This is a genomic window from Bacillus sp. AFS037270, assembly GCF_002585305.1.
Genome location: NZ_NUNF01000001.1, coordinates 1 through 13,856, shown reverse-complemented (window position 1 = coordinate 13,856; position 13,856 = coordinate 1). Strand labels below are relative to the sequence as shown.

12 protein-coding genes are annotated in these 13,856 nt (G+C 39.8%); 3 read left to right on the top strand and 9 right to left on the bottom strand.

Annotation, left to right across the window (positions count from 1 at the left end; genetic code table 11):
• Window position 1: 1 nt before the first annotated feature.
• The 5 genes from COD92_RS00065 to COD92_RS00040 form a co-directional block, all read right to left on the bottom strand.
• Window positions 2–2,248: a DEAD/DEAH box helicase gene (locus COD92_RS00065; RefSeq protein ID WP_098532080.1), complete on the bottom strand. Its 2,247-nt coding sequence runs from the start codon at window positions 2,246–2,248 to the stop codon at window positions 2–4.
• A gap of 104 nt (window positions 2,249–2,352) precedes the next feature.
• Window positions 2,353–3,168: a uroporphyrinogen-III synthase gene (locus COD92_RS00060; protein ID WP_098532079.1), complete on the bottom strand. Its 816-nt coding sequence runs from the start codon at window positions 3,166–3,168 to the stop codon at window positions 2,353–2,355.
• Between the two features lie 110 nt (window positions 3,169–3,278).
• A complete protein-coding gene (locus COD92_RS00055; protein ID WP_098532078.1) occupies window positions 3,279–4,379 on the bottom strand; it encodes a GerAB/ArcD/ProY family transporter in 1,101 nt (366 codons plus the stop codon).
• Window positions 4,380–4,604: 225 nt separating this feature from the next.
• Window positions 4,605–5,759 (bottom strand): Ger(x)C family spore germination protein, encoded by a 1,155-nt coding sequence (locus tag COD92_RS00045; RefSeq protein WP_098532076.1) that lies wholly within the window; start codon window positions 5,757–5,759, stop codon window positions 4,605–4,607.
• Window positions 5,756–7,315 carry a spore germination protein gene (locus COD92_RS00040; protein ID WP_098532075.1) on the bottom strand — a complete coding sequence of 520 codons (1,560 nt, stop codon included), beginning with the start codon at window positions 7,313–7,315 and terminating at the stop codon, window positions 5,756–5,758. The genes COD92_RS00045 and COD92_RS00040 overlap by 4 nt, the downstream gene beginning before the upstream one ends.
• Before the next feature lie 169 nt (window positions 7,316–7,484).
• On the opposite strand from COD92_RS00040, the gene COD92_RS00035 reads away from it, so the two are divergent.
• Window positions 7,485–7,778 (top strand): hypothetical protein, encoded by a 294-nt coding sequence (locus tag COD92_RS00035; protein WP_098532074.1) that lies wholly within the window; start codon window positions 7,485–7,487, stop codon window positions 7,776–7,778.
• 77 nt (window positions 7,779–7,855) lie between these two features.
• On the opposite strand, the gene COD92_RS00030 is transcribed toward COD92_RS00035, so the two are convergent.
• A complete protein-coding gene (locus COD92_RS00030) occupies window positions 7,856–8,455 on the bottom strand; it encodes a branched-chain amino acid aminotransferase (RefSeq protein ID WP_098532073.1) in 600 nt (199 codons plus the stop codon).
• A gap of 222 nt (window positions 8,456–8,677) precedes the next feature.
• Here COD92_RS00030 and COD92_RS00025 point away from each other — a divergent pair, with 222 nt between their 5' ends.
• Window positions 8,678–9,583: a TetR/AcrR family transcriptional regulator gene (locus tag COD92_RS00025; RefSeq protein WP_098532072.1), complete on the top strand. Its 906-nt coding sequence runs from the start codon at window positions 8,678–8,680 to the stop codon at window positions 9,581–9,583.
• A 48-nt stretch (window positions 9,584–9,631) separates the two neighbouring features.
• Here the strand turns inward: COD92_RS00025 and COD92_RS00020 are convergent, their stop codons facing one another.
• Complete coding sequence (locus COD92_RS00020) at window positions 9,632–10,018, bottom strand: hypothetical protein (protein ID WP_098532071.1); 387 nt, start codon at window positions 10,016–10,018, stop codon at window positions 9,632–9,634.
• 137 nt (window positions 10,019–10,155) lie between these two features.
• The gene (locus COD92_RS00015) at window positions 10,156–10,638 is read right to left on the bottom strand and encodes a PaaI family thioesterase (protein ID WP_098532070.1); all 483 of its coding nucleotides are present in this window, start codon (window positions 10,636–10,638) and stop codon (window positions 10,156–10,158) included.
• A gap of 86 nt (window positions 10,639–10,724) precedes the next feature.
• Between COD92_RS00015 and pepF the strand changes: the two genes are divergently transcribed.
• Window positions 10,725–12,539, top strand: a complete 1,815-nt coding sequence (pepF, locus tag COD92_RS00010; protein WP_098532069.1) for an oligoendopeptidase F — start codon at window positions 10,725–10,727, stop codon at window positions 12,537–12,539.
• 43 nt (window positions 12,540–12,582) lie between these two features.
• Here pepF and COD92_RS00005 read toward each other — a convergent pair whose 3' ends face one another.
• Entirely contained in the window at window positions 12,583–13,584 is a 1,002-nt protein-coding gene (locus COD92_RS00005; protein WP_098532068.1) for a VanW family protein, read from the bottom strand.
• Window positions 13,585–13,856: the final 272 nt, after the last annotated feature.

The following is a 13,856-nucleotide window of genomic DNA, read 5'->3' as shown; positions in this document are numbered from 1 at the left end:
ATTACTCTTTTGTTATAATTTGGCTTAAAAGATAATTAGAAACCTTAACCGACTCAAGTCTTGCTGCAACGTAAGGCGGCTGGATTTCCTTTGCTCCTTCTAACGGCAAACCCAGCCATAAAAGAGCCTCATCGATTATGATAAATGGAAACGGCAAACTCTCAGCAATTCTCTGCTCAGGGTGCAGATTTTGCCATTGCTCGTTTGAAACCACGGTTAATTTTACTGATTTACTTCGACTTTTTAGCTTCTCTTCCCATTCTGCGGTAAGTCTAGTTTGTGCTGGCAACGATAGAACGATTGATTCCCTTACAGAATCAAAATCCTGGAATACTTTTTCTAGCCTGCGAGCGTGCATCCATTGTAGTTGAGGATGCTGATGTCTAATCCACGTTCCAATATCTTTTGTTTCCACCAATTGCTGTTTCTTAACCTGATGGTCCACAAGCTGTCTCAATGTTTTTCCTTGAAAAACATGCTTACGGATAAAGGCTTGATTGCTGACATGGATGAACTTCCCTCTTGTTCGAGTAATAGCAACGTTTATTAACCGTTCACTATCCTTACCAGTTACGAGCATACCTGCCCTAGTTTGCGGCGCCCCCTCGACTGTATCAAAGATCATTACATCCCGCTCGCTGCCCTGAAAACGATGGACCGTGGCAGCAATAATATCCGCGAGTCTACGTTCTTTTTCATATAAATCTTCAAGAATCAACTCCATTAACTGGGCTTGGGCGCGATAAGGAGTCACATAACCAATCGACCGCAGCCCACTCACATAGGATTCATGAATTAGCTGAAACGATAACAGCACTTGCCAAATATTCATCCTTGATTGTGAGGTCCGCTCCGTTATACAATGTGCTCCTGTATAGCTGGTATCAACGAGGACCGAAGAGCGGCTCGGAAATGGTGCACTTTCAACAATTTTATTCCGGCTCTTCCAGACACTTTCGTGATCGCCTACTAGCGATTGATAGATATATTGATTTGTGAAGGCGGAGATATCGGGATGCATCCGGCGTTGTTCTTTCAGTAAGAATAGATGGGGGTGCAACCTACCATCCTTTACCCAATCCACAATACCGGCGCGGTGAAAAATATCCTCTTTCAACCACTTCGTCACTAAAGGGTCTCTTGAGGCTGCAATTGGCGGCAGCTGCTTGAAATCACCACAGATAATTACCCGTTTTCCAAGTGCTGCAGCAAATGCCGCTTGTGGGACATAGGCCATACTCACTTCATCAACTATCACCACATCAAACGTTTTTTCAAAAATCACCGGATCACTGGCCGCTTTGGCAAGGGTTGTCCCGACTACAAAGGCATCTTCAACAAATTGAATCTCCTTTTGACGTATCTTTTCAAGTACTCTGGCAATCTTCGTTTCAAGCTCTAATAGTTGATTGGTATCCCTTTTGCTGAATGAGCGTGCAATGTCCTGCTTTAAATGCTTTCGCTCTTCGAGTAAAATCACCTTTTCTTCGGCAAGACCCGGATCTTGCTTTTCAAGTAATTCGCTAGTCGTAACCGCTTCCCGATCGGCAAGCTGATCACTTGTACTAAATCCATAGCGAAGGACATCGCCTTCTCGAAACCGATTTTTCTTTTTAATAAAATCAGAAAGTTCACCAATCAGAACATCCACTGCCTGGTTGCTGTGTGATAAGATAAGGACCCGCTTTTCTTGAAAATATTTATTTGCAGCCGTTCTCGCGAGTGTATAGGTTTTGCCAGTACCAGGCGGTCCCCATACAAAGGTGACCGGATTATATTTGGAACGCAGAACTACCTCATGGACTGTGCTCTTTATTTTTTCAACAGGATGGGTGGCTGGCATCGAGGGATCCATTAATTTCTTGACCCGCAGCCGCTTTTGTTTATCTTTCTTGATTTCATCGAGTCGTTCTATCAACTGCTCCAACAATTCCCACGGATCATGATACAAAGTGGCTTCTGAAATTAAGTCGCCAAACGATTGTTCCAGCGCTATGATGACCCCTATTCCTTCTGAAGACAGGATCCGTCCATTTTGGGACATCCCACCCCACTCGAGTCTAATGGTAGAACCAACTGGTATCCGTAATGATGTCGATGTTTCAAAGTAATAAGAAAAAGAACCATCCGTTGATAACAGACGGCCATTGCTAACCAAGTATTTGTTGCTGCCGAACTTTTTTAAATAATTGATTTCATTCTGGAGGGCTTGCTGCCACTCCTTTAGATAAGAAACTACTGTTGTCATTATTTCTCTTCCTTTAAGGGCAATTCATTTAGATACTATAGCATGTTAGTTTGAAAAAGAAAAAAGCATCCGAATCTAAAACGAATGCTTTGATAGATTACAAGTTATATGTCTGCCTTCAAATAATAATTCGCAAGAGTAATGATCATCGCACCCATTCGTTCATTTTCTGGTGCTAGAACGCGGTCAATTCCTTCTTCCTTAAGGGCTTCTAGAGTTACTTTCCCAACAGCAACGGCTAGTGTTTGATCCTTAAAAGCTCTAACGATTTCTTTATAACTATTAGTTTTCCTAGCATAATCGAACAGAGAACGAACCTGTACAGCAGTTGTAAAACAAACTGCGTCACACTCATTGGCGATAAGTTCCTTGCATAAAGTGTTTACCGTTTTCACTTCTGGTTCAATATGTTGATATGGCAGTATTTTTTGAACCTCTGCACCTTGGTCTTCAAGGAATTGAGTTAGAACAGGTGCCGTCTCTCCATGAAGCTGAACCATGACTCGTTTTCCGCTAAAGTCAACTCCTTCAAAGGCACGAACTAAGCCTTTTGTTGTCCCGTCATCAGATGCAGCAAGCGGTTTGATTGCTAATTTTTTCAGAGCTGCCAGCGTTTTATACCCACGAGAAGCAACCTTTGCATTGCGGATTTTTTCGATAAAAGCTTCTTCTAATCCCAGCTTCGCTGCAATATTAACCAAGGTGTCTATCCCAATTCCTGTTGTGAAAATAACCCAGTCAGCACCGTTTTCGATAAATTCAAGCACATCCGGCTCAACTTCCTTTTCAGCTAAAAATACGGTCCCCTGCAGAGAACGTATAATAGGTATTCCGCCTTGTTTTTCAATTAATGTACTGATTTCTTCAAGCTTGCGTGTACCGCCAACCACAATTCGTTTTCCTGAGAGACCCTTTTCCATTTCTGTACCTCACAATTTTTTTATTATAATGTAACATAAAAAATGAAGGAGAAGTGGCTCTCCCTCATTTTTTCTTTTACTAGTAATCAAATTTCTACAACTTGAATTTTCTAGGTTTTAGCCTCATTATGTTCTACCCTCATTTTTACATTTCTTTTAACAAAAAGGAAGATAAACAGTAACATCAGCTGTAAGATAAGACCGATAATATTCCAAGTATAGAAAGAAAAACGTAAAAGATCCATGGTATTCTTAAACATTAAGATCGATAAATACCCAATAATAAAGGCAATAGGGAATAAGAACTTATTCGTGTTTCCCTTGTAAAGATAGCTAAAGCAATGATTGATTGCATAAAGAAGAAAAGCAACCTTTGTAAAAATTGTTGGGAGCCACACTACCGTGATTACCAAATCGAGCCGATCAAGAAAATCGGTAATATTAATTTGTTGAATAAGCATAAGACTTGGATAGGTAGATTCGCGGATGATTCTTGTTCCTAAAACCGCCAAGGACGAAAACAGTACCACAAAGAAAAGAAATAATCCAAGCCCTGTTCCAATAATGACAGCTCGTCGTGCTTTCTTAGCTGGGTTGATGTTGGAGATAATGATTAAAAAAAATAAAATCTCCCCCATCCAAGAGAAGGTGACATAAAGGGCTCTTAGAATCGCTGGAATAGATTCCCATCCGAACACGGGCTGCAGATTTCCAAAATTCCATTCATTCAATAGTAAGAATGGCAGCATGGCCACAATGATAAATAATATTGAAAAAGTGATCCCGGTGACTCTAGCTACCACCTCAAGCCCAGAAATAGCAATATAAACAATTACTAACATGGACAGAACCATTAAGATATCATTTGGTGTCGTTGGTAAAAGGACTGTCGCAACAAAATCTATCATTCCTCTTAAATCCCTGACGATGGTGAAAATAACAAACAGAAGGAAGAGCATGATAAAGGCCTTTTCAATCCATTTACTTTTACTACCAATTAAAAGAACGTTTTGTAACCATTCTATATTTTTGTTTTTCCCAAAAACAATAAAAATCAATGATATTAAGATGGGATACATGATAATCGGCACAATCCAAGCATTTTGATCGCCCTGTTGTAAAATAATTTGTGGCAGACTTATGACAGGACCGGCAAAGATTAAATTGGCAACCAAGAGGGCCAATTGGACATCAGATATTTTTTGTTTCATAATTTCACAACCATTCTCGAAATGCCTTCAAATGTTACATTTAAAAATGTAGTGACGGTACTGAGTGATAAGTGAAATAAATCCAAGATGGACATAGCAAAAGCTATCCCCACCCATAAGTAAACCCATTTTCGTTCTTTTTTACTGATAATTTTTTTTTTAAAGACAAATAAAACATAGAGCATGAGACATAACCATATAACAATCATCCCTATTTTCATACTGTCATTCCTTTTCAATGATCCCTATATTCGTTGTTCTTTGGATATCTGCATCTACTTTGACATTTACTTTTAAGTTTGGCAGAGTTTTTCGCCAGTCATTCTTCCAATTTTGTTCCCACGCCTGATGTTTATTTTTATAAAGGTACCAGCCAAACCCAAAAACATCTATACCCTGTGAGTGAGCATGCTTTAAAACTGCTTGAATTTGTTCTTTGATTTGGCTCTCCATTTTACTAATGATCAATCGATAGGTTTTGGGATCCTCAATTCGATAGTTTGGCTCATTTTCAAATAATACACCTGCAGCCCTGACTGTCAGGAGGAAGGTGGGTTTTCCATCGACAATCTTCAAAGTGGGTTCCGTTTGATTCTCAAATATCTGCACCGAAATTTCCTCATCCTTAGCGGCCGGAAAAGATGCCGATTTTTTTCCCATTTTTTCAAATAACCATAATATGCCTTCACTTTCATTGCTATTAGAAGAAAAGGCAAGCTTGTCATCTTTAAAAACAGCAAAGCTCTCCATTTGAACTTCTTTTTTGTTTTTATCGTCCTTCGTTGTACCAGCAGTATTAACAATCGGAATGACCATGTCCTTCCCTTCTCGGGACAAATCTTGAAGGGCTTCTCGAGCTGTCATATTAATACTGTTTTTAGACATTTCCCTCATTCCTTCACCCGAATATTGTTCCATTCTAGGCTGTGTCTTCAATAGTTTCACGGCATCGCCCTTAGAGATGAGCAAAAAGGTTGAAATCCTTGACCGGGGCTGTGTAAAAATGGCATTTAAGGACTTCTTAATCCCCTCTTTAGCAAGCGAATCCCCGATAATATGAACTCTTCTATGTCCTAAGTAAATCCTTCTGGACAACTTAGTTTGTATTTCCTCAATCCCTTGCCGTTCATTACCACCAGGTCCTTGAGCGACTAAATAGGGCCCTTCACCGCTTGTTCCCCCGCCGCCGCCGCTTGATCCTGCCCCGCCCATAGAGCTTGGGAGCGGAATCTGTACGGAATAAAGGAATTTGTTCTTTTCCCCTTTATCTACACCAGTTGCGACAACAAATGCAATATCGTTAATCTCTGAGCGGTCCCAGCAGCCTGTCAATAAAATGAGGGCGATTAGGCAAGTTAACAGCAGATGGATAAATTTCATGACTCATCCCCTTCTTCACTGCCTTTTCCGGGGCTTGGTTTTAAACCTTTCCCTTCTCGTGTCATATCCACTTTAACGGTTTGATTCGGACGTTGATTCATCGACCACCATGGAACCCGTATAAATACATCCTTAAGTCCTTTCATCGACAGGGGAGATACAGGAGATAAATAAGGAATACCAAAGGATCTTAATTTGGATAAATGTGTTAGGATAATCAAGATACCCAAAACAATCCCAAATAAACCGAACATTCCTGCAAGAACAATAAATGGAAAACGCAGGAGCCGAACAGAAATCGCCATATTGAATCTTGGGATAGTAAAAGAAGCGATACCCGTTAAGGAAACGACAATAACCATAGGAGCCGAAACAATTCCTGCCTCAACAGCGGCCTGGCCAATCACAAGTGCCCCAAGGATACTAACGGCTTGACCAACAATTTTTGGAAGCCGTACCCCTGCTTCCCGGAGCGCTTCAAAGGAAATCTCCATTATCATAGCCTCAACAAAAGCTGGAAATGGGATGGCTTCCCTCGATGATGCAATACTAAACAGCAGGTTTGTCGGAATCATCTCCTGATGATAGGTAGTCACGGCTACATAAATACTTGGTAAGGTAAGAGCAATAAATACAAAGATGATACGAAGCAGACGAAGAAAAATAGATATGTGATAACGATGGTAATAATCCTCACTTGCTTGAAGAAACTGCCAAAAGGTTGCTGGCATGACGAGAGCGAGCGGGGTCCCATCGATTATAATTGCCACTCTTCCTTCTAATAGATTAGCGGCAATCGTGTCCGGACGTTCTGAATTTTGGATTTGCGGAAATACACTCCAAGGATTATCCTCAATTAATTCTTCAATATAACCGCTTTCCAACACACCGTCTATCTTGATCCTGTCAAGCCGCGCTTGAACTTCTTCTAAGAGATTGGGAGAAACCAAACCATCGATATACATAATTGCGATTCCAGTTTTCGTTTCCTCGCCTACATCTTTTGCAATTGTTTTTAGACGGTTAGAGCGGATTTTTTGTCTGACAAGCGCTGTATTTACTCGGAGACTTTCCGTTAAACCTTCACGGGGTCCACGAACAACAGACTCTGTTTCAGGTTCTGTTACTCCTCTTCGTTGACCGCCCTTTGCATCAATAACAATGCCGGTGCTCACTTTATCGACTAAAAGAACGGTATTCCCTTTCAGAATATTTTTGACAGCATCATCAAGCTTAGTGATTTCAGTAACAGAACTAACCGAAATAATCCTTTCAATTATAAAGTCTGCCGTTACACGCTCTCTCTCGACTTCCCTCAACATCTGGCTGATTCCGTGAAGCTGGATACTGTTGGTATCAATTAGCCCATCTACAAATAACAGGCAGGCTTCTACCTCTCCAGCAATAATTTGCCGAAAGACGATATCAGAGCAGTCCTCAAAAAGCTGCTTTAATCGGTCAATGTTAATGGATAAATCAGCTTCGATTTCCTTTTCTGTTTTTTCACTAGGTAATGACTTCTTGTCGTCTTTAAGAAATTTTTTAATTTTTCTCATCGAAAAACTCCGATTGGGTAAATTTTTTTAGACATTCAATTTCCAAGATTTCTTTTAATAATTTGCTCCAATGATTCTAAAATATTCCTCTTGTCCCTGAATTTTGACTTGATGAGCTTGGACATACTGATTAGTGTAGAAGAATTTATCGGCTGAAGGAGTGGAGTTAATGTCAGGGCAATTTAGTGATTTTATTAATGAGGTATCTATTCATGCAAAAATGGAAAATATATGGGGCTATACCTGCAGGTCCTGGGAAAATTGCAATCAGGATACGATTCAATCGTTTCTCTCTCAATGTATGGAATATAACATTGATCCGCAATACTGCATGAGCTGGGTAGAACAGCATAAAGAGGAAATCCCAAATTGGCAGGCTGTTTCTGAAACCTCACTAGGCTGGGTGAACGAACATACATCGACGGGGTCAGCCATTTCAATTACAGAACAGTCACTAAGTTAGGCGTCTATGCACTAGGGCATTTAACAAAGAAATCCTAATCAGTCTACAAAGCTGATTAGGATTTCTTGTTTCCCTCCCTATTGCGCGGGTTCTACCGCTTCTACCAATTTAAATAAGAAATGATAGATTAACTGGAAGGCCTCTCCCACTGTCATTTCCTCTCGAAAACCTTCTACATAATTCAGGGCAAAGTTTAAATTCCACAACCCGTCTTCATTACTAAACATTAAATCAAATTTTGCCTCCTCACCTGATAAATGCACATTTAAATATTCCTTAAGCTGTTTATCATATTTCTTCTGAAACTTTAACCCCAGCATGACGTCATAGGTTCCGAATACATCGTCTACTTCAAGTGAAATCGCATCCACATTGACAAAATCGAACCATTTCGACTCGAAATATATAAACTCATTTTTATGCTTCTTGAAATAATCAAGTGGTTCAGACAAAAACGCTGATGTTTCATTCTTTAACATATTTTCCGTTTCTTTATCACAACGTTCAATATAAGCATCGGCAAAACGAGTATTTGCATCCTTTTCGACTAAATGACTCTCACCAGCAAGCTGGTTTTGTTCTGCGAATTCTATTTCCTCTCTAAAGAGAACAACCCCTTCAACAGTTGATTGGCTTTCTTTTTCCGATATGTACTTTTTGATCTTTTCTTTTAGCATACTTACCCTCCTATATCTGTCTGTACTAATATTAAATCACTTTACCAAAAATGCAAATTGCAAGAATTATCATCCTATCTGAACCGTACACAACATTTTAATGTACTGTCATTTCAATTTTCGCATTAAAAAAATCTGTAAAATCAATGGGTTTGTATTGAACTCTAAATTAAGGTAGTATTATTTTATACTGGTAGTATAAATCCAACAACGGGGGATTATATGTACAATCGAAAACAAAATGTTATGAAAATGGCCCATCAATTGTTTGTTGAAAAAGGGTTTCAAGCCACGTCTATCCAAGATATCTTGGATTACAGCGGCATCTCGAAAGGGACCTTTTATAATTATTTTTCTTCAAAAAATGAATTATTAATCAGCATTTATGGTTCCGTTTATAAGCAGCTCGAAATAGATCGAAATCATTTATTGATCGGCCAGGATCCTGCTAATATTGAAATATTTATAAAACAACTCGAAATGCAAATGGTGACGAATAGAAAAAACAAATTAATTGCCATCTATGAAGAAGTCATGGCTTCCAATGAGCCGGAGTTAAAACAGTTTGTCCGGCAAAGTAGGTTGAGGGCGCTCCGTTGGACGTATGGACGCTTCCTCGATTTATTTGGCGAGGATAAAAAACCCTATCTCTTAGATTGTGCGATTATGTTCCAAGGAATTCTTCAACATAACGTTCAATATAATCGGCTAGCATATGAAACAGAAGAAAAAATTAGCCCTGTGGTTCGATATTCAGTAAGAAGATTAGTGAAGATAGTCGAAGAGGTTTCAAAGACTGGAGATCAATTGCTTGACCCCGAAATCCTCGAATCTTGGATGCCTTCCAATAAAAAGGACTATCAAGGGTTTAAAAATCAACTGATCCATTTATCAGAAATTTGCAAAAAGTCCATCTCGAAGACGGTCAATGATGAGGAAAAACAAGAAAAATATCTTGAGCTGCTAGATTTTATCCAAGAAGAATTACTTCATTCTAACAGCCCTCGTAAATTCTTACTTGAAAGCGCCCTTGATTCGATGGGGGGAAATACGTCTTGGAAAAAAGAACTTCAACCTCTAAAACAGCTCGTTGAAGATTATTTTAGATTGGTGAAAGAAATTAATTAATGCCCCCTAGTCAGCTGGATTAGGGGGATTTAAATTTATGTAGTTGTTTTACTTTACAACACTTTTTGAAACATCCCAAATAACAAAGTATTTAGAATACTGTCTTGTCAACACGATTGCTTCATTCTCGTCCTTTAGAAAGATTAATCCCGAACCCATTTGCTCCTCAAATTTCCACCCTTTTGACTTCATAAATTCCTTAACCTCGAAAAGTGGGTTCTTCCCTTGATTTGTGGCTAAATACATGCTCTGTTTTTCTGAATTAAGAAATTGAACATAGTTAGAATCGGTGGTTTTTAATTTAAGGATAGATACTAAGAGCGGTATAGGGTTTCCTTCCTGAAATAAGACAGGGCCAAAGAACCCGATACAAAGTCCAGCAGAGAGTGTCAAACTAAACATCATAGTGATGATCATTTTTTTTAGCCAGCTCATCCATTTCCCCCCTGTAAAAACCTTCAATACATATGACGACCCAGGGGTGCAATTGGTTTCATTTGGAATTATTACATTTTTATTACAATGGATCCACTCTTTTTAAAAGAGTGGATTCACTATCATTCTACTAAATTTCATTTCTTTAAAAAACTACTTGGCATGACGACCGCAACTACTTCTCCACGAGCACAAAGATTATCATTTGCGAATACTTCTGCCACTACTTTAAATTTTTTTGGGTGAATTTCCTCAACCTTACCTATTGCCTTTAACTGGACACCATGTGGAGTCGGCCTCAAGAATTCTACATTTAAGGAAGCGGTTACAAAACGAGGCGGATCTTCCCTTTCACCAGGTTCAAAACCATTTTTCCGATGTAAGGCCAAGGAAGCAGATCCTGTACCATGACAATCAATTAACGAAGCAATAAGTCCTCCATAAACAAATCCAGGCAAAGCCGTATGTTCCGGTTTCGGTGTATAGACCGTTACGGTTTTATCTTTTTCCCAGCCAGTTCGGAAATGGTGGCCTGCATCATTTAAGCGGCCACAGCCATAACACCAGGCAAAATCATCTGGATACTCATCTTGAATTGCTTTTATTATCTTTTCCTCCATTGTCAAACCTCCTTTTCCAGAAAATTATAACATGTTTGATTACTTATGTTAAAATTTAGTAATACAAAATGTAAGGAGGAGATCGGATGACTAAGAAGACGGAAAAGCGCCTCAGCCGCTCTGAGGTTCCACTTGAAGAAGCATGGAATTTAGCAGATTTATTCCCTTCAAAAGAAGCCTGGGAAGCGGAATTAACCATAATTGAAAACGAAATTTCTCAGTTTAACAGATTTAAAGGGACGTTACATACAAATTCAGATGCTTTATTAGAATGCTTATTAGCTCAAGAACAGCTTCAAATGAGGATCATTAAAGCTGGGACCTTCGCCAATTTACGGCAATCTGCTGATGGAACGGATCCCCGCCATCAAGCCGACTCCGCTAAATTTTCGACATTGCGTACGAAAAGTATTGCAGAGCTTTCTTTTATTAATTTCGAGATTCTTGCCCTTCCCGAGGGGACAGTTGAAAAATTTCTGAACGAAGAACCGGAACTTAAGGTCTTTGAGAAAAACCTGCTCGAGCTGCTTGAAACGAAAAAACATACATTATCGCCAGAAACGGAAGAAGCACTAGCGGCTCTTGGGGAGCTACAAGGTGCACCCTACCAAATCTATCAAATGACCAAGCTAGCAGATATGGAATTCGCACCAATTCATGATATTGAGGGAAATGAGCTGCCCGTATCATTTGCCCTATTTGAAAACCGATATGAATTTTCAGCTGATACCGATTCCCGCAGAAAGTCATATGACTCTTTCGTTTCAACGTTAAAACAATACCAAAATACAATGGCAGCAACCTATGCCACAGAGGTAAAAAAACAGGTTACACTTGCCCGCTTGCGGAAATATGTATCGGTAACCCATATGCTTTTAGAACCACAACAGGTAACTCTGGGAATGTACAACAATCAGATTGATACGATTTTTAAAGAACTAGCCCCACATATGCGCCGGTTTGCCCAATTCAAAAAGCGGCATTTAGGTCTGGATACGATGCGTTTCTGTGATTTAAAAGCACCTTTAGATCCTGAATTTAATCCATCCACTACCTATGAAGATGCAAGCCAAGTCATTTTAGAATCACTAAAAGTAATGGGACCAGAGTACGTTGAAATCATTGAACGAGGATTTAAGGAACGATGGGTAGACCGCGCCGATAATATCGGTAAATCCACTGGTGCCTTCTGTTCTAGTCCTTATGGCGCCCATCCTTATATCCTGACAACTTGGCAGGATAATATGCGCGGCTGCTTTACATTAACACATGAATTCGGCCACGCCGGTCATTTCTTTTTAGCCAATAAGCACCAGCGAATCATGAATGTCCGTCCTTCTATGTATTTTGTAGAAGCTCCATCTACGATGCATGAAATGTTATTAGGTCAGCATTTACTGGCTAAGTATGATGATAAAAAAATGCGGCGCTGGGTAGTCCTTCAGTTATTGGGAACCTATTATCATAACTTTGTCACCCATTTGCTTGAGGCTGAATACCAACGACGAGTTTACAAGCTTGCTGAGGAAGGAAAGGCCTTGACAGCCAAGACCTTATCGGAAGTGACCGGCGATGTTCTTTCTGAATTCTGGGGGGATACGGTTGAGATTGACGAAGGAGCTCGGTTAACCTGGATGCGCCAGCCTCACTACTATATGGGTTTATATCCATACACTTACTCAGCTGGACTGACCGCATCAACGGCTGTTGCCCAAATGATTCAGGATGAGGGCCAGCCGGCCGTCGACCGCTGGTTGGAAGTGCTTCGTGCAGGTGGTACAAAGAAACCGCTGGAATTATTAAAGCATGCAGGCGTGGATATGTCTAAACCGGAACCAATCAGTAAAGCTGTAGCATACGTAGGTTCTTTAATTGAAGAGCTAGAAAACTCCTATAAGTAAAAGTAAAGGATGCTGCTAAATCTCCTAGCAGCATCCTTTACTTTTATTTTTTTATAAGACTTTGATAGGCTGCTGATGTTCTAATTTCCACCGTTACTTTACCTTTGGCATATATCGTTTTAATTAAAAACGGAACACCGGTTGTGTTTTTAAAACGAAAATCCGGACCACCATAGGATACCGTTGCATCTCTTCCCTGTGGAACATAGCCAACAGATAAGGAATGATGATGCTTTTCGACATAACTAACCCCAACCTGGTCAACCGCATTAAACAACGTCGACGATGTCTGACAGATTCCGCCGCCGATACCCATCACCATTTTTTTATTAACAATTTCTTTTGCCGGCTGGTAACCATGGGCAGCATCACTTGGTCCGACTGTTGTATTAAAAGAAAAAATGTCGCCTGTGCCAACAATAACATTATTAATCGCCATTGCTGACAGCTCGATATTTTTTGAACGGCCCACTACCCCGCTGTTAAAATAAGTCGTGAAGGAACCAACCACCACTTCTTTTAAATGGGCAGTGTCTTCCGGTTTATAGCCGCTTGCTGTAATTGTTATTGGAAGTTCAACATCACCGCCCATAGCTGATGCGGTCATCACTCGATTCACTAATTCCGCTTCATCTAAAATGATCAAAGGCTTTCCTTTAATGATTTGCCCATTTGTATCGATTTTATCAAGGACCATCCGTTGATCATATCCCACTGTTTTATCTGTTCCTCTTGCTAGGTCTTTGGCCCACTGTTCTATTTCCTGTTTATATGAATCTGGATTACTTGCATATCCTAATTCTTCTGGTAAAAAAGTTTTAACAATACTTTTGGTATTGGGATCCATGACTTTGACGACAACTGGTTTCTTTTCTTCTTCCTTTTGCGGTTGCTCCTGTGGCTTTTGAACTGGCTGCTTTTGTGATTCTGTCACTTTTTCTTTTCCATGGTCTGGCTTTTTAGTGGCTACCTTCTCATTACATCCTGCTAAACCTAGTAAACTCCCAATTAATAAAACTGAAATGGCCCATCTTCTCTTTACCATGTTTCCCAACTACTCCTCTTTTTCTAAAGTGATTCAGTGAAATTCGCAAACGGATTGCCTCCATTCACCCATTTTATTCTCCTGAAGAAAGCATTATTACTTGTTAGAAGCTAGTAAAAGAGAAGATTAATAAAAAAGCAGCCCCGAACAATTGTTCAAAGCTGCTTAGAGGATTATTTATCTTTTAGGAAATTATAAAATTTTCGTTTGTGGATAACTGTTGAAAAAGGACTTTTGACGTCCAGCTCCAGCGCCTAGCCCCTCGATGGTCT